This window comes from Kitasatospora sp. NPDC042419 (genome assembly GCF_056437345.1).
Genome location: NZ_JBWKAW010000008.1, coordinates 155528 through 172048, shown reverse-complemented (window position 1 = coordinate 172048; position 16521 = coordinate 155528). Strand labels below are relative to the sequence as shown.

Annotated in this window: 13 protein-coding genes; 6 read left to right on the top strand and 7 right to left on the bottom strand. The window is 76.7% G+C overall.

The features are described from left to right. Positions 1-22: 22 nt before the first annotated feature. The 4 genes from AC067J_RS18275 to AC067J_RS18260 all read left to right on the top strand — a co-directional run bounded on the left by AC067J_RS18275 (position 23) and on the right by AC067J_RS18260 (position 6238). Complete coding sequence (locus tag AC067J_RS18275) at positions 23-982, top strand: ABC transporter permease (RefSeq protein WP_478300329.1); 960 nt, start codon at positions 23-25, stop codon at positions 980-982. After that, a complete protein-coding gene (locus tag AC067J_RS18270) occupies positions 979-2031 on the top strand; it encodes an ABC transporter permease (protein ID WP_478300328.1) in 1053 nt (350 codons plus the stop codon). The genes AC067J_RS18275 and AC067J_RS18270 overlap by 4 nt, the downstream gene beginning before the upstream one ends. Beyond that, entirely contained in the window at positions 2028-4010 is a 1983-nt protein-coding gene (locus AC067J_RS18265; protein ID WP_478300326.1) for a dipeptide ABC transporter ATP-binding protein, read from the top strand. Before AC067J_RS18270 ends, AC067J_RS18265 begins: the two co-directional genes overlap by 4 nt. 191 nt (positions 4011-4201) lie before the next feature. Further along, positions 4202-6238: an NHL repeat-containing protein gene (locus AC067J_RS18260; protein WP_478300324.1), complete on the top strand. Its 2037-nt coding sequence runs from the start codon at positions 4202-4204 to the stop codon at positions 6236-6238. A 38-nt stretch (positions 6239-6276) separates the two neighbouring features. Here AC067J_RS18260 and AC067J_RS18255 read toward each other — a convergent pair whose 3' ends face one another. Beyond that, entirely contained in the window at positions 6277-7203 is a 927-nt protein-coding gene (locus AC067J_RS18255) for an AEC family transporter (RefSeq protein WP_478300323.1), read from the bottom strand. Between the two features lie 236 nt (positions 7204-7439). Between AC067J_RS18255 and AC067J_RS18250 the strand changes: the two genes are divergently transcribed. After that, positions 7440-7883 (top strand): HD domain-containing protein, encoded by a 444-nt coding sequence (locus tag AC067J_RS18250; RefSeq protein ID WP_478300569.1) that lies wholly within the window; start codon positions 7440-7442, stop codon positions 7881-7883. A gap of 179 nt (positions 7884-8062) precedes the next feature. Here the strand turns inward: AC067J_RS18250 and AC067J_RS18245 are convergent, their stop codons facing one another. The 5 genes from AC067J_RS18245 to AC067J_RS18225 form a co-directional block, all read right to left on the bottom strand. After that, positions 8063-9487, bottom strand: coding sequence for a sulfatase family protein (locus AC067J_RS18245; protein ID WP_478300322.1), 1425 nt, complete (start codon positions 9485-9487; stop codon positions 8063-8065). A 2-nt stretch (positions 9488-9489) separates the two neighbouring features. Continuing rightward, the gene (locus AC067J_RS18240) at positions 9490-10515 is read right to left on the bottom strand and encodes a hydroxyacid dehydrogenase (RefSeq protein ID WP_478300320.1); all 1026 of its coding nucleotides are present in this window, start codon (positions 10513-10515) and stop codon (positions 9490-9492) included. 237 nt (positions 10516-10752) lie between these two features. Continuing rightward, positions 10753-12018 carry an ROK family protein gene (locus AC067J_RS18235; protein ID WP_478300318.1) on the bottom strand — a complete coding sequence of 422 codons (1266 nt, stop codon included), beginning with the start codon at positions 12016-12018 and terminating at the stop codon, positions 10753-10755. A 335-nt stretch (positions 12019-12353) separates the two neighbouring features. After that, the gene (locus AC067J_RS18230; RefSeq protein ID WP_478300316.1) at positions 12354-12749 is read right to left on the bottom strand and encodes an aggregation-promoting factor C-terminal-like domain-containing protein; all 396 of its coding nucleotides are present in this window, start codon (positions 12747-12749) and stop codon (positions 12354-12356) included. Between the two features lie 511 nt (positions 12750-13260). Continuing rightward, the gene (locus AC067J_RS18225) at positions 13261-14787 is read right to left on the bottom strand and encodes a carboxyl transferase domain-containing protein (RefSeq protein WP_478300314.1); all 1527 of its coding nucleotides are present in this window, start codon (positions 14785-14787) and stop codon (positions 13261-13263) included. Positions 14788-15036: 249 nt separating this feature from the next. Here AC067J_RS18225 and AC067J_RS18220 point away from each other — a divergent pair, with 249 nt between their 5' ends. Then, entirely contained in the window at positions 15037-15585 is a 549-nt protein-coding gene (locus AC067J_RS18220) for a hypothetical protein (protein WP_478300313.1), read from the top strand. Positions 15586-15683: 98 nt separating this feature from the next. Here AC067J_RS18220 and AC067J_RS18215 read toward each other — a convergent pair whose 3' ends face one another. After that, positions 15684-16490, bottom strand: a complete 807-nt coding sequence (locus tag AC067J_RS18215) for a sirohydrochlorin chelatase (RefSeq protein WP_478300312.1) — start codon at positions 16488-16490, stop codon at positions 15684-15686. Between the last annotated feature and the right edge of the window lie 31 nt (positions 16491-16521).

Genomic DNA, 16521 nt, shown 5'->3' with positions numbered 1-16521 from the left:
CCCGACCACCCGGAGAACCCCCGTGCCGTACTGGACCAGAAAGGCCGCCGGAGCGCTGGCCACCCTCTGGCTCGCCTCGGTGGCCGTCTTCCTGCTGCTCCACCTGGCCCCCGGCGACCCGGTCTCGGCCGCCCTCGGCGCCGAGGCCGACCAGGAGCAGCGCGACCAGCTCAGCCGCCGGCTCGGCGTGGACCGGCCGCTGCCCGTGCAGTACCTCACCTGGCTGCGCGGACTGCTCGGCGGTGACCCCGGGCTCTCCTTCCACTACCGCGAACCGGTCACCACGATGATCGGCCAGAGCCTCGGGTCCACCGTCCAGCTCGCCATCGCCGCGGGCCTGCTGATGCTCGTCCTCGGCCTGCTGCTGGGTGCCGCGCTGGCCGCCGAGCGGCGCGGACGGCTGGCCCGCGCGCTCGACCCGCTCACCACCGCGGTGCTGGCCCTGCCGGTCTACGTCACCGCCGTGCTCTTCGTCTTCGTCTTCGCCGTCCTGCTCCGCGTCCTGCCGGCCGGCGGCGAGAAGGACCTGTTCACCGCGCCCGACCTGGCCGTGCAGTACCTGGTGCTGCCCGCCGTCGCGCTGGCCCTTCCCGGATCGGTGGTGCTCGCCCGGCTGCTCGCCACCGAGATCCGCCGCACCCGGCAGGAGGAGTTCGTGCTCACCGCGATCGCGAAGGGCGCCCCGCCCCGGCGGATCCTGCTGCGGCACGTGGTGCCCAACAGCCTCGCGCCGTTCTGCGTCGAGTTCGGGCTCAACCTCGGCGAGCTGCTCGGCGGCGCCGTCGTCGCCGAGCAGCTCTTCGCCCGGCACGGTCTCGGCCAGCTGCTGCTCGACGCCATCAACCAGCGCGACTACCCCGTCGCGCAGACCCTGATCATGCTCGCGGTCGCGGTGGCGGTCATCGTCCAGCTCGGGTCCGAGCTGCTGGTCGGCCGCCTCGACCCGCGGATCGCCCGCGCCGGCACGGGGGAGGCCCGATGACCACCACCGACGTCTCCGGGAGTCCCGCCGCGGCCGGTGGCGCCGACGCGGCCCAGGCGTCCGACGTGATCCCGGCCGTCGACGCGGCGCACACCGTCGACGTGACGCACACCGCTGACGCGGCCCAGGCTGCCGACGCGACGCAGCCCGTCGGCGCGCCCGAGGCCGTCGCCGGGTCCGGGCGCGCCGGTGCCGCCGGGCCGGCCGCCCGACGACGCCGGCGGCCGGTGCCGCGCGGGCTTCCCGCGCTGCCGGCCGCGCTGCGCGGGCGGCGCGGCCGGACCGGGGCGGCGCTCGTCGCCCTGGTGGTGCTGCTCGGTCTGCTCGGCCCGCTGCTGCTCCCCACCGATCCGTACCAGCAGGGCCGCGAGGCGCTGGCCGGGCCCTCCTGGGACCACCTGCTCGGCACCGACGAGGTCGGCCGCGACCTGCTGGCCCGCGCGCTCCACGGGGTCCGGATCGAGTTGCTGGTCTGCCTGCTGGCCGTCCCCGCCGCCGCCGTGCTGGGCACGCTGCTCGGGCTGCTGGGCGGGCTCAACCGGCTGCTCGGAGAGGCCGTCCAACGCCTCTTCGACCTGCTGCTCGGCTTCCACGGCCTGCTGCTCGGCCTCGCCATCGCGCTGATCGTCCGGCCGGGCCTGGGCAGTGTGGTCGTCACCATCGTGCTCAGCGCCCTGCCCGTCTTCGGCCGCCAGGCCCGAGCCGCCCTGCTGGCGCAGCTGGCCCGCGACCACGTGGTGGCCGCCCGGGTGCTCGGCGTACCGCGCGGGCGGACGCTGCGGCGGTACGTGCTGCCCAACGTCACCGACGCCGCCACCGCACTGGTCGCCGTCGCGATGGCGCACGCCGCCAAGATCGAGGGCGGTCTGAGCGTCCTCGGCTTCGGCATCCAGCCGCCCACGCCCTCGCTCGGCACGATGATCAACACCGGCAGCAAGTACCTCTTCCTGCATCCGGGTTACGCCCTCGCGCCCGTCCTGCTGCTCGGCGTGCTGGTGTTCGGGCTGACCCTGCTCGCCGACTCGTTCAACCGGGAGAAGCTGCGGTGACCGCGCCCACCGATACCGCCCGCACCGATACCGCCCGGACCGTCGTCGGCCACCCCGCCGTCGGTCACCCCGCCGCAGGCCCGGCCGCCGCCGGTACCGCCCGCGCCGCCGCCGGCCGCGCCGAACCGGCGGCACCCCTCCTGGAGGTGGCCGGACTGCGGGTGGCCGCCGGCCCCCACGAGGTGGTCCACGGCGTCGACTTCACCCTCCGCCCCGGCGAGATCCTGGGCCTGGTCGGCGAGTCCGGCTCGGGCAAGACGCTCACGGCGCTCGCCGCCAACCGGATGCTCCCGCCCGGCTGCCGGACCACCGCCGGGACGGTCCGGCTCGACGGCACCGACCTGCTCACCCTCCCCGAACCCGGCATGCGGGCCGTCCGCGGCCGCCGGATCGGCATGGTCTTCCAGGACCCGCTCGCCTACCTCAACCCCCGGATGCCGATCGGCCGCCAACTCGCCGAGGCCGCACGGGTGCACGGAGCCTCCCGGGTCGCCGCCCGCGCCCGCGCGCTCGAACTCCTCGACCTGGTCGGCATCCCCGAGCCGGAGCGCCGCTACCGCGACCGCCCGCACGAGTTCTCCGGCGGGATGCGCCAACGCGTCCTGATCGCCATGGCGATGACCAACCGGCCCGACCTGCTGATCGCCGACGAGCCCACCACCGCGCTCGACCCCACCACCCAGGCGGGCATCCTCGACCTCCTGGTCCGGCTCCGCGACGAGACCGGAACCGCCGTCCTGCTGATCACCCACGACCTCGGCGTCGTCGCCCGGACCTGCGACACCGTCCAGGTCATGTACGCCGGACGGATCGCCGAACGAGCCCCGGCCAAGGCCCTGTTGGCGAGCCCGAGGCACCGCTACACGGCCGGTCTGCTGGCCGCCGTCCCCCGGCTGGACGGCCCGCCCGGGCGCCCGCTCGCCGTGATCGGCGGCCGCCCGCCCGCCGCCGGTGACGCGCTGCCCGGCTGCGCCTTCGCGCCGCGCTGCGCCGCCGCCACCGCGCGCTGCACCGAGGAGGCGCCCGCCTGGGAGGTCGCCGGGGAACGCGGGCACGCCTGCCACGTGCCGGTGGCAGCGGGGGAGGGCGAGTCGGACGGCGCCCCCGAGGGCGGCGGATCGGCCCGGGGAGGCGGCCGGTCCGGTGCGGAGGACGACTCCGCCGGCGCGGACGAGCCGACGGACGCGGGCAGGCCGGCCGACCGGGCCCCCGCCGCCGTGGACCCCGTCGTTGCGGAGCCCGTCCTGGTCGCCGAGAACCTCACCGTCCGCTACGGCCGTGGCCGCCGGGGCGCGCCCGCGCTGGAGGGCGTCAGCCTCACGGCGGCGCCAGGCCGGGCGGTCGGGGTGATCGGCGAGTCCGGCTCCGGCAAGTCGACGCTGGCCCGCGCCCTGCTCGGGCTGCTCCGGCCGCAGGAGGGCACCGTCCGGGTCGGCGGCCGCTCCTGGGCGGAGGTCGCACCCGCCGAGGAGCGCGAGCTGCGTCGCCGGGTCCAGTTCGTCTTCCAGGACCCCTACGCCTCGCTCAGCCCGCGCATGACGATCCGTCAGGCACTGGCCGAACCGCTGCTGACCCACGGCCTGCCTCTCACGCGCGTCGACGAGCTGCGCGAACTGGTCGGACTCCCGGCGGGGTTGCTCGACGCCCGGCCGCACCAGCTGTCCGGTGGGCAGCGTCAGCGGGTCGCGATCGCCCGGGCGCTCGCCGTCGGGCCCGAGGTGCTGGTGGCCGACGAGCCGACCTCGGCGCTGGACGTCTCCGTGCAGGCGCAGATCCTCAACCTCCTCCTCGACCTGCGCCGACGGACCGGCGTGGGGCTGGTGTTCATCTCGCACGACCTCGCGCTGGTCCGCCACCTCTGCGACGAGGTGCTGGTGATGCGCCACGGCCGGGTGGTCGAACACGCCCCCGCCGCACGGCTGTTCACCGCGCCGGCCCACCCGTACACCCGCGAGCTGCTCGCCGCCGCCGCGCACTGACGAGCACGCACCCGAGGCGCCCGGTCGGCCGCACCCCCGCCCGCCCCGCCGGCCGGCACCCCGTCCGTTCCGCCGCGCCCCCGGCCGTCCCGCCCGCGCCCCCGCCCGTTCCGCCTGCCGTCCTGCCGTCCCGCCGTCCGCACCGACCGCAAGGGCCCCCGTCGCCCCGTCGCCCCCTTCCTAGGAGCACCATGACCACCGCCCGCCCCGCCCGCCCCGTCCGCCCCTCCCGTCGCCAACTCCTCCTCGGCGCCGGAACGGTGACCGCCCTGGCCGCCCTCGGCGCCGGACCCGCCGCGGCCGCGCCGCGCCCGTCCGGCCCCAGGGTGACCGGACTCGGCCCGGGGAACGCCGACTTCCCGCTGATGAGTGCCACCCTGGTGGGCGAGACCCTCTGGATCGGCTCGCGGAACCTCGCCCCCGCCAAGGTGGTCGGCTACCACGTGCCGACCGGCCGGGTCACCTCCACCGCCGTCCTGCCGACCGGCAACTTCGTGCAGGGCTCCGCCGCCCACGGCGGCCTCCTCTACCTGGGCGTCACCGACGCGCCGAAGGCCGTCAACCTCTACCGCCTCGACCCGGCCGACGGCAGTGTGCGGGGCCTCGCGGGCGTCCCCGGCGCCGACGTCCGGGACGTCGCGGTCGCCCCCGACGGCGTGGTGTACGCCACCGGGCGGCAGAAGGGCCGCGCGGCCGGCCCCGGCCTCTACGCGTACGACCCGGTGACCGGCGCGCTCACCGAGGTGGCCTCGCCCGCCCCGGGTGCCACCCAGGGCCGGGCGGTCGAAGCCACCGCCACCCACGCCTACCTGGGCGTCGGCAGCAACCTGGCGGGCGGCGGCGGGGCCACCCTCGCCAGCCTGTTCGCGGTGGAGCGGGCCACCGGCCGGACCACCGACATCACCCCGCCGGACCTGTCGGCCGACACCATCATCCGGCAGATCACCGCCCTCGGGGACGACCTGCTGGCCGTCTCCACCGAGGGCAAGCCCGCCCACGTCGCCTTCCTCGACCCGGCCACCCACGCGGTGCTGCGGTCGTTCCCGGTGCCCGGCACCAAGAGCATCACCAACTTCCAGCGCGTGGGCGACACCGTCTGGTTCACCTCCACCGAGCAGGGCGTCGTCTGGCGCTACCACCTCGCCGCCGGGAGCCTGGAGCAGTTCGCCGTGCCCGTCCCGGACGGCAACACCTGGGGGCTCGGCCGGATCGGCGACACCCTGGTGGGCGTCACCGAGGGGGGCACCGCGTGGACCCTCTCCACGGCCACCGCCGCCGTCACCACCACGGACCTGGTGTCCGCGGGGGCGCCCGCCGAGGCCCAGCTCGGCATGTCGCTGGCGGCCCGCAACGGCCGCGTCTACGTCGGGGGCAACGGTTCGGTCGCGCTGCACGACCTGGAGGCGGGCACGGTCCGCAAGCTCCCGGTGCCCGGCGAGGCCAAGGACACCGTGATCCTCGACGACGACACCCTCTACCTGGGCGTCTACTCCTCGCAGGGCATCTGGCGCTACAACCCGTGGGAGGACGCGGAGCCGGTGCAGGAGGCGAAGCTGCCGCAGGAGCAGAACCGGCCGCAGACGATCCGCTGGGACGAGGAGCACGGGCTGCTGCTGCTCGGCGTGCAGGCCGACACCACCGGCGGCGGGTCCTTCGTCACCTACCGGCCCGGCAGCGGCCGGCCCACCGTGCACGTCGACCCGCTCGGGCCCGAGCAGCTGGTCCGCGCGGTCGCGGCCGGGCACGGGCAGGCGTTCCTCGGCGGGGACAACGCCAGGACCACCGGACCGCGCGGCGACCTCGCCGCCTGGGACCCGGAGGCGGGGCGCGAACTCTGGCGGATCGGCACGGACTTCGGCTCCGGCATCAGCAGCCTGGTGGTGCACGGCCGGCGGCTGTTCGGGATCACGGTGAACGGGCAGGCGTTCTCGGTCGACCTCAGGACGGCCCGGCGACGCCCGGGCGGCGGCCTCTCCGCGCCGGTGATCGGCGCCCGCGCCGACCTGCGCGCCGTCACCTCGGCCAACCCGCGCCTGCTGGTGGCCCGCGGCCGGGTGTACGGGATCAGCGAGCGGACGCTGTTCCGGCTCGACCCGGAGACGCTGGCGCCGACCGTGCTGGTCCAGGTGGACGCCGAGTGGTACAGCGGTGCGCGGGTGGCGGCCGACGACGAAGGCGTGCTGTACACGCTGCGCGGGCGCGAGCTGATCGCCGTGCGGGACCGCTGAGCCCCGGGACGGTACGGGGTGGGTGCTCGGCCCGGCGCTCAGGCCGGGCCGAGTGCCCACCCGACCACCGACAGGGTCGCCATCGACACCAGGGTGGAGGTGAGCACCGCGTCCCGGGCGAGCGCGGCGCCGTGGCCGTACTCGCGGGCGTACACGAAGACGTTCTGCGCGGTCGGCAGCGCGGAGAAGAGGACCACGGTGAGCAGTTGGTGGTCCGGCAGGTGGAGCAGGAAGGCCCCGACCGCGTAGGCGGCGAGCGGCTGGACGACGGTCTTCAGCAGGACCGCCGCCCCCACCTCCGCGTACCGGGAGGCGCCGGTGACGGCCGGCCGGTGGCACAGCGAGAGGCCGAGGGCCACCAGGGCGGTCGGCACGGCGGCACCGCCGAGCAGCTCGCAGGAACGATTCAGCTCGGCGGGCGGCCGCCATCCCGTCGCGGACAGCACGGCACCGAGGGCCACCGCCAGCAGGATCGGGTTGCGCAGCGGCAGGGTGAGCGCGGCCCGGAGCCCCGCGCGCCCCGAGTCCAGCACCGTCAGCACGACGGGGGTGACCACCAGGATCTGGAACAGCACCACCGGGCCCACGAACGAGGCGTCGCCGAGCACCTGCACCGCCACCGGTATGCCCAGGTTGGCCGAGTTGACGTAGCCGGCCGCCATGCCGCCGATCGCCCGCTCCTGCACGCCCCGCCCGAACAGCCGCTGCGAGACCAGCAGGCCCAGCCCGCCCGCCACCGCCGTGCCGGCGGTGAACGCCGCCATCGAGGGGTTGGCGAACCGGTCCAGCGGCGTGCGGGCGATCATCAGGAACAGCGCGGCGGGCATGGCCGCGTGGAAGACGAACCGGTTCAGCACCTGCTCCGCCTGCTCCCCGAGCAGCCCGCTCCGGCCGAGCAGGTAGCCCACCCCGGTGAGCGCCCAGATCGGGGCGAAGCCGGAGAGCAGCGGGGGCAGGCCGGGCATGGCTTCCTCGGTGGGTTCGGCGCCCGGCGGGTTCGGCGCCGGCGGGATCGGCTGGGAGGACGGCTGGGGGGACGGCTGGGGATCGGTGGGGAGATCGGCTGGGGCGGTCCGCGGCGGCCTGGCCGGCATGCCGCGGGGCGGGTCGCCGGAAGTCAACCAGGCGGCAGGGCGGCGGCCGAGGGCAGGGCCCCGCGACCGGCCCCGCGGGCAGGTCCTACGATGGCGGTGTGGAGTACCTGAGCCTGGCCGAGGTCGAGCGGATCGCGCGGAGCGCCCACGCCGGGCAGACCGACAAGAACGGCCACCCGTACACCGAGCACCTGGCGGCGGTGGCGGGCGGTGTCGCGGCGCGCGGCGGCAGCGACGAGCAGATCGCGGCGGGCTGGCTGCACGACGCGATCGAGGACGACGCGCTGACCCGCGACTGGCTGGCCGGGGCCGCCCTCGCCGACACCACCAAGGCGATCGTGGACGCGCTCAGCAAGCGGCCCGGCGAGCCCCTGGAGGAGTACACCGCCCGCATCCTGGCCACCCCCGGCGCCCTCCTCGTCAAGCAGGCCGACCTCGCGCACAACTCCGACCCGGCCCGGCTGGCGAGCCTCGACCCGGCTACCGCCGAGCGGCTGGCCGCCAAGTACCGCCGGACCCGCGCCCTGCTGGGGCTGGACGACCGGGCCTGACCGGCCGTCGCCCCTTCGGCGTGGCCCGGCCCGCCCCGGCGTTCCCGGCCGTCCCGGCCGTCCCGACGTGCGTGCCGGAGCCCCGCCTGACTGGCCGTCACCCGCCCGGCCGGCCGTCACCCGCCTGACCGGCCGCCCATCCGCCCGGGCCGGCCGTCGCCGCCCCGCCCGAGGTGCCGTCAGCCCGCCCCCGGTGCCGGGACGAAGCGCGCGAACGGGTCGCCGGACCGGGCGCAGTGCCCGGCGAGCAGCGCGCGGAACCGGTCGAGCAGCGCCGCGTGCCGCGAGTCCACGGCCAGGTTGACCATCTCACCGGGGTCGGCCGCGAGGTCGAAGAGCTGCTCGCGGTGGTCGCCCCAGGCGTAGCAGACGTACTTGTGCCGCTCGTCGCGGACCATCCGGCCGAGGGCGTTGTCGAACCCGGGCAGCTCCCAGCGCGTCTCCACCACCACGGTCTCCCGGGGCTCCGGGGCGCGGACGCTGCGCCCCGGCAGGCCGGGCGGCGGGGTGACGCCGGCCAGGTCGCAGAGGGTCGGGATGAGGTCCGGGCCGGTGGAGACCAGCCGGTCGCTGACCGCGCCCGCCTCGGTGCCGGGGCCGCTGACCAGGAACGGCACCCGCACCGACTCCTCGTAGAGGGCCCACTTCTGGTTCCAGCGGTGCGCGCCGGCGCCGTCGCCGTGGTCGGAGCTGAACACCACCACCGTCTCCCGGCGGATCCCCGGCGCGTCCGCCGGTCCGCCGGCCGGTCCGACGGCCGGCTCGCGGAGCGCCGAGAGGACCGTCCCGAGGTGCCGGTCGACCCGCTCGACCAGGGCGTAGTACGCGTACCGGTACCGCCGCCAGTCGTCCTCGCGCCACTTCTCGGTGGGGTGGGTGTGCGCCCAGGCGCGCTGCGCCAGCCGGGGGAGCCGGGCCTCGTAGGGCGCGGGCGGGAAGTTGGCCGGCAGCGGCGGGCAGTCCCCGGCGGGCGGCGGGGCGGGCAGCGGTCCGGTCTTCGGGTCCTGGCCGCGGGCCCATTCGCAGATGCCGTGCGGCTCCAGGAAGGAGACGACCAGCAGGAACGGCCGGTCGCGCGGCTCGCGGACGAACGCGGCGGCGGCGCGGGCGAGACCGGCGTCGTCACCGGCCGGGTGGATCCGGCGGAAGCCCCGCCCCTCGGGCAGGTCCAGTTCGGGCAGGTGCCACTTGCCGCCGTAGCCGCAGTCGTAGCCGGCCTCGGTGAACAGCCGGCCGAGCACCGGCTCCGGCCCGCCCTCGTTCCCGGTGACGCCGAGGCTGCTGGGCAGGAGCCCGGTGAGCAGGCTGGCCCGGGACGGCGCGCAGAGCGGCTGGGCGCAGTACGCCTGGCGGTACCGGGTGCCGGCGGCGGCCAGCGCGTCCATGTGCGGGGTGGTCAGGTGCGGGTTGCCGGCGGCGCTCATCGCGTCGGCGGTCTGCTGGTCGGTCAGGACGACCAGGACGTCAGGCCGGTGGTCCCCGGCGGGCCGGATCCCGGAGCCCCGGTCGTCGGCGGGGCGGTCACGGACAGGGCGGTCGTGGGCGGGGCGATGGTGGGCGGGTCGGTCGTCGGCGGGGCGGCCCGCGGTGTGCTGCTCGGTCACGGTCAGGCCATCCGCTCGTAGGTGCGGCGGTCGAGGGCCCAGCGCAGCGGCTCGCCGAGCGTCCACCGCTCGAACTCGCCGACCACCAGGTCGCCGAGGCGCCGGCGCTCCAGCGCCTGGCTGCCGGCCAGGTGCGGGGTGACCACGACGTTCGGCAGGGTGAACAGCGGCGAGCCCGGCAGCGGGGGTTCGGGGTCGGTGACGTCCAGTACGGCGAACAGGTCCGGCCGTTCGGCGAGCACGTCGAGCAGGGCGGGTTCGTCGAGGACGGCGCCGCGCGCGGTGTTGACGAGCGTCGCACCGGGCTTCATCGAGGCGAGCAGGCGCCGGCCGACCAGCCCCCGGGTCTCGTCGGTGAGCGGCGTGTGGACGGTCACCACGTCGGCGGTGGCGAAGAGTTCGTCCATGCCGACCGCTTCCACTCCCGGCGGCGGGGCGGTGTACGGGTCGTGGGCGACCACCCGCACGTCGTAGCCGCGCAGGCGCTCGCAGACCAGCCTCCCGGTCGCGCCGAGCGACAGCACGCCGACCGTGGCCCCGTAGGCGCCCGGGGCCCGGCCGACGCGCACCGGGGCGCGGGCGGAGCGGGCGGCGAGCACGTGCCGCCAGCCGTCCTTGAGCGCGTAGACGATCTGGGCGACGGTGAACTCGGCGACCGGCAGGGCGTTGGCGTGGGCGGCGGTGACGATCGGGATGCCGCTGGCCCAGAACTCCGCGGTGGCGATCCGGCGCACCGAGCCGGCGCCGTACAGCACCAGGGCGAGCCGGGGCATCCGGTCGAGCGCGGCCGCGTCGAGGACGGGGCCGCCCCAGCCGGTGAACAGCACCTCGACGTCGCACAGGGCGTCCGGGTCGGCGGCCAGCCGTTCGGCGCTCCAGACCCCGCCGGGGGCGGCCGGGTCCTCGACCGGCTCGGCCCGCGCGACCACCCGGGCGCGCGCCTCGGGGCCGTACACGTCGGGGAAGCGGACGGGGTCCATCGCGAAGGCGGCCGCGAACATCGGGGTCTCCTTTGGTCGAGTGCCCACGGAGAGTTTCTATCACACTGAGAAATAGTGAGGGACGGAGAGGCCCGAGAAGGGGTGGGGGAGCGGTGTGACGGGGTGGCCGGAGGGGTCGCACCCGGCCGTGGGCGGGGACTTGGTGCGAGGGTGTCCGGGCGGAGCCGGAGGGGGCTGCCCGGGGCGCCGACCCGGGCCGAGCCGGAGAGGGTCACCCGGGCCGCGCCGGGCGGTGCCGACCGGACCGCCCGCGCGCCGCCCGGTTCAGCGGGTGATGAACGTCGCCCCGTCGGCGAGACGGACGGCGGAGGCGGCCGCGCCGACCAGCTCGGTGGTGGTCGAGTGCACCACCATCAGGCGCGGCAGGACCGGGACCCGGCCCTGCAGCCGGGATTCGATCGCGGGCAGCATCCCGCCGCCGCTCTCCCAGAACAACCGGCCGCCCAGGGCGACGAGTTCGGGGCCGAGCACACTGGTCAGATTGGCCACCAGCAGGGCCAGGTCGTCGGTGAACTCGTCCACCAGCCGGACCGCCGCCGGCTCCCCCTCCCGGGCCAGCCGGAACAGCTCGGCGACCCGCTCGGCCGAGGTGCCGGTGACGGTCAGCCCGGCCTCGGTGATCCGCCGGTCGACGGCGTGGTCGCCGATCCGCGACTGGGTGTCGCCGGTCCGCCCGAGCGGCCGGTCCAGTGCCCGCCGGTCGGCCATCAGGTGGCCGAGGGCGCCGGCCGAGCCCAGCCGGCCCCGGTGCAGCCGCCCGCCGAGCACGATGCCCGCGCCGACCTCGATCCCGACCACCACCGCCGCGAGGTCGTCGACCCCGGCGCCGGCCTCGCCGTGCTGGACGGCCAGGGCGACCAGGTCGACGTTGCTCTCGACCGCCACCGGGATGCCCAGCCGTTCCCGGAGCAGCGCGCGCAGCCGCATCCCGGGCCAGTCCAGCGCCGGTGCGAACTCCACCAGCCCGGTCCGGTCCCGGACCACCCCGGGCACCCCGACGACCAGGGCGCGCGGGGCTCCGGCGTGCCGGCCGGCCCAGGCGCGCAGGCCGTCGACCAGCGCCAGCAGCGGCCCGGTGAGGTCCTCGGCGGACGGCTCGCGGCTCCGGTCCGGGCCGAGGCCGGTCCAGTGGTGCTCGGTCTCGTGCAGCACCGTGCCGTGCAGGTCGGCGACCACGCCGACGATCCGGCGCGGGCGCATCGCCACGGCGAGCACCGTCTGGGCGCCGGCGTTGTAGCGGACCAGCTGCGGCGGCCGCCCCCCGCTGGACGGCGCCCGCTCGGTCTCCACGATCACCAGGCCGGCCGTCCGCAGCACCTCGACCAGGCGGTGCACGGTCGCGGTGGACAGGCCGCTCTCCGCGGCCAACTGCTGCCGGGAGAGCGAGCCGTGCCGGCGCAGCACCTCCAGCAGCACGGTCTGGTTGACCTGTGCCACGGTCTGCGTGGTCGCGGTCGCGGGGGTGTGCGGCGCGGTCCGTGCCGCGGCGCGGGGTGTGGTGCGGGGTGTGGTGCGCGGGGGCTGGGGCACCGGAAGCTCCTCGGGCGGGGCCGGGCGGGGCCCGAGCGGGCGGGACTTTGTCTCGGCCCGAATATATCCGACCGGTCCGACGGCGGGCCGGGGCCGTGGCAGCCGGGGCAGGGGCACTCGGGGCCGTGGCAGCCGGGGTCGGGGCAGTCGGGGCCGTGGCAGCCGGGGCGTGCCGGGCCGCAGCGCACCGGCCGGACGGGAACGCCGAAGGGCCCGGCCGCGCGGATCGCGCGCGGCCGAGCCCTGTCGTCACCCCGGTGGTCCCTGTCCGACCCCGGGGTGAGGGGGGACAGATGGTCCGGTTGCCGTTCGTCCGTGCGGACGGGAGGGGCGGCTTAGTACCAGTGGTGGGTCTGCCAGAACGCCCAGGCGGCGTTCGGGCTGCCGTAGCGGGAGTTCATGTAGTCCAGCGCCCACTTGATCTGGGTGGTCGGGTTGGTCTTCCAGTCGGCGCCGTGCGTCGCCATCTTCGAACCCGGCAGCGCCTGCGCCAGGCCGTACGCGCCCGAGCTCGGGTTGGTCGCGGTCACGTTCCAGCTGGACTCGTGGGCGATGATGTTGCTGAACGCGGCGAGCTGGCCGGCCGGCACGATCTGGGCGGCGATGGTCTTCGGCGACGCGGTCGCGGCCGAGGCCGTGGCGGGCACCAGGCCGACGCCGAGAGCGGTCACACCGGCGGCACCGGCAAGAAGAGCGGCCGAAGTGCGCATACGAAGCTTGAAAGCGGGCATGAAGAACAAGACCTCAATCAGGTTGGGCCGGTGCACGCCCCGCCCCGACCGCGGCCGGACAGGGGCCGAAACGGTCGCGGGGCGTGCCCGGCGAAAACTTTGCGGAAAGCCGCTCCCGGTGGGACAGGTACCGGGGGCGGCTGACGACTGAGCCATTGTTGCCAGACCCGAACGGTGCCCGCCAAGACCCCTCGGATACGACGCCCCGTCGTAGCGAGGAGCGGGGCCGTGAATCGAAGGCGGCGCGGTGGCGCGCGGCTTCGTGCCCGCTGAGCTGCGCCGATGCGTGGAGCGGGCGGCCGGGCCGGGCGGGCCCGAGGCGGACGGTCGGGCCACTACCGGCCGTCGTGGCCGTCGAATCCCTGTGAGCGCACTCACCGAGCCGGCCTGCGGCGCCGTCACCGACCGGCGTGCCGCCGCCACCACGGGTGCAGACGATCTGAGAGCGGCGCCACAGCCACGGCCACCGTGACAGCCGCCCCGGTCGGCGGAGTTCGGCCGGAACCGGGGTTCACCGTGTGATCACGTCGCCCAGCCGGCGGTGCCGCCGGGCCCGCGCGGCCGACCGCTCCGCCTCCGGCACGCCCGAGAGCGCGCCGAGCGCTGCGCCGACGGCCCGCCCGAGCCGCTCGCAGAAGGCCGCCGGCTCCTCGGCGGCGTCCGGGAGCTCCGGCACGACCACGTCCACCAGCCCCACCGCGGCCAGGTCGTACGCGCCGATGCCCTGGGCCCGGGCCAGCTCGGCGGCGTGCGCACCGTCCCGGTGGACGATCGCGGACGCGCCCTCCGGCGGCAGCGGCGCGAGCCAGGCGTTCCCGGCGGCGAGCACCCGGTCCGCCGGCAGCAGCGCGAGCGCGCCGCCGCCCGACCCCTGGCCGAGCAGCACCGCCAGGACCGGTGTGCGCAGCGCCAGCAGGGTGGTCAGACAGTGGGCGATCTCCACGGCGACGCCGTCCAGCTCGGCCTGGACGGACAGCTCGGCGCCGGCCGTGTCCACCACCGTGACCAGCGGCAGCCCGAGCTGCTCGGCCAGCCGCGCGGTCCGGCGGACGGCGCGCAGGTCGGCGGCGGTGAACGGCCGCTCGCGGTCGCCGGCCTGCCGCTGCTGTCCGACCACCAGGACGGGGTGTCCCTCCAGGACCGCGAGCGCCCGCACCAGTGCGCCGTCCCGGCCGCCGGGCGCGTCCAGCAGCACCAGGTCCCCGGCGGTACGGCGCAGCAGCTCGCGGGTGCCCGGACGGTCGGGGCGGCGGGTACGGCGGACGGCCTCCCAGGCGTCGGGGTGCTCGGAGGAGGCAGGGGGTGCGGAGGGAGTGGAGGGCTCGGGGCGCTCGGCGGTCGGAGCGGTCGGAGCGGTCGGCGTCGCGCGGGTCAGCACGGACAGCGACCGGCGCAGCACCTCGCGCAGTTCCTCGGGTGCCACCACCGCGTCCACCAGGCCGCGATCGGCCAGTGTCTCGGCGCGCTGCACGTCGGCGGGCAGTTCCAGGCCCCGCAGCTCCTCGTAGACCCGGGGGCCGAGGAAACCGAGCCGGGCCCCGGGCTCGGCGAACACGAGCTGCCCCAGCGTGCCCCAGGAGGCGAACACCCCGCCCATGGTGGGGTTGCGCAGGTAGGTGAGGTACGGCAGCCCCGCCGCGCGGTGGGCCTGGACGGCGGCGGTGATCCGCAGCATGCAGAGGAAGGCGGCCGACCCCTCCTGCATCCGCGTCCCGCCGGAGACCGGCAGCGCGACCAGCGGCAGCCGCTCGGCGGTCGCCCGCTCCACGGCCCGGGTGATCCGCTCGGCCGTTGCCACCCCGATCGAGCCGCCGAGGAAGCCGAACTCCGACGCGACCAGGGCCACGGCCTGTCCGCCGATCCGCGCGGATCCGGTGAGCACCGCCTCGTCCAGTCCGGTCCGCTCGCGCGCCCGGCCGAGGCTCGCCCGGTACCCGGCGTCCGCCGGCTCCGTGCCGACCGGTTCGTCCCAGCCGAGGTGGCTCCCGGGGTCCACCAGCAGTCCGACCAGCTGACGTGCCGTCAGTGAAACTCCCACCTGGTCCACCCCATCGCCCGATCCGCCCGCACCCGATGAAGATCACCCTAGGGGGAGGGCGGCGGGCGGTGGGGGATTGGCGGACGGGTGTGAGGAGGCCGACAGCCTCGCGGGCGCGGGGAGGGCGAACGCGGAGGAGGGGAGGGGAGGAGGGGTACGCGAGGCGTAGAGGGGTGATCCCCCACGTGGGGGAGGAGGATCGGGCGTCCGCAGGATCCCGGAGGGTCGGCGGGAGCGGAGGCTGGACGCATGACGACCGTTGAGATCACCCGACCGACCGTGACCGCTCCGACCACCGGGCGGCCCGTCCCCCGCTGGGCGCTCGGGGTTGCGCGGGCGATCCCGCTGCTGGCCCTGCCGGTGTGCCTGTGGCGGTTGCCGATCGGCTTCGGATTCCTGATGGGGATGGACCTGCCGCGCACCGCGCAGCCGCTGTGGGTCACGGTGCCCTACGTGCTGGCGCTCAGCCTCCTCTCGGAGGTGTTCGCCCTGCTCTGCTCCGGGCTGGTGCGGCCGTGGGGCGAGGTGCTGCCCGCCCGGGTGCCGTTCCTCGGGGGCCGGCGCGTGCCGCCGCTCGCCGCCGTCACGGCCGGTGCGGTGGCGGGAGTGGGGTTCACCCTGCTGACCGTCGACTGGGTGCTCACCACCTTCGGTCTGGCCGGATTCACGGAGGTCGGCTTCGCCAACGGCTGGTGGCGGGCGCTCGCGACGGTGACCAGCGGACTCTTCGTCCTGTGGGGGCCGCTGATCCTGGCGCTGACGTACGCCTACCACCGTCGTCGCCGTGCGGAGCGGTAGGCGTACGACGGCCGGCGCGTGGTGCGCGTTGCGTGGTGCGCGGCGACCGGGGGTCGGGAACCGGGAACGAGACCGGGGAAGGCGGACCGGGGTGGCGGTCAGCGTGCCCCGGCCAGGGCGCGCCGGTCGGCGCGAGCCTCGTCGTAGCGGTGGGCGACGAGGCGGGCGACGGCGTCGTGGGTGCCGAGCGGTGCCCCGGTCCAGCGGGCGGGGGTGGCGGCGGCGCGGGCGGCGAAGAATCCGGGGGCGAGCAGATGGGTGGCGACGGCGACCCGCCGGTGGCCGGCGGCGTGCAGGGCGGTGACGGCCTGCTGCGGGGTGGGGTGGGCGGCGGAGAGGTAGGCGGGGACGACGGGCCGCCCGTCGGCCAGCCGGTCGGCCAGCAGCCGGGCCATCCGCGCGGTGTCGGCGTTGGCGGCGGGATCGGAGGAGCCGGCGGCCGCGAGGACGACCGGCCCGGCGCCCGCCGGACGGCCGCTGTCGGTGAGCCGGTCGGCGAGTGCGGCCGCGAGCAGCGGGTGGGGGCCGAGCGCGCGGGCGAGCGGGAGGTGCGACAGCCCGGCGGCGGCGAGCGCGCCGGGCAGGTCGACGCGCAGGTGGTAGCCGCCGCCGAGCAGCAGCGGGACGAGCACGGCGGGCCGTCCGCGCAGCGCGTCGAGCGCCTCCGGGAGCGAGGGGCGCGCGAGGTCCAGGAAGCAGCAGCGGACGTCGAGTTCGGGCCGCAGGTCGCGGACGCGGCGGAGCAGCGCGTGGCCGGCGGCGACCCCGGCGGCGGACCGGGTGCCGTGGGCGACGGCGAGCAGGACCGGCGGCTCGTCGGCGGGTGGCGGCCTCCCGGGCGCGCCGGGAAGGCCGGCCGAGCCGGCCGAGCCGGGCGAGCCGGGCGAGCCGGGCAAGTCGGCCACGCCAGGCAAGTCGGGAAGACCGGGAAGGTCG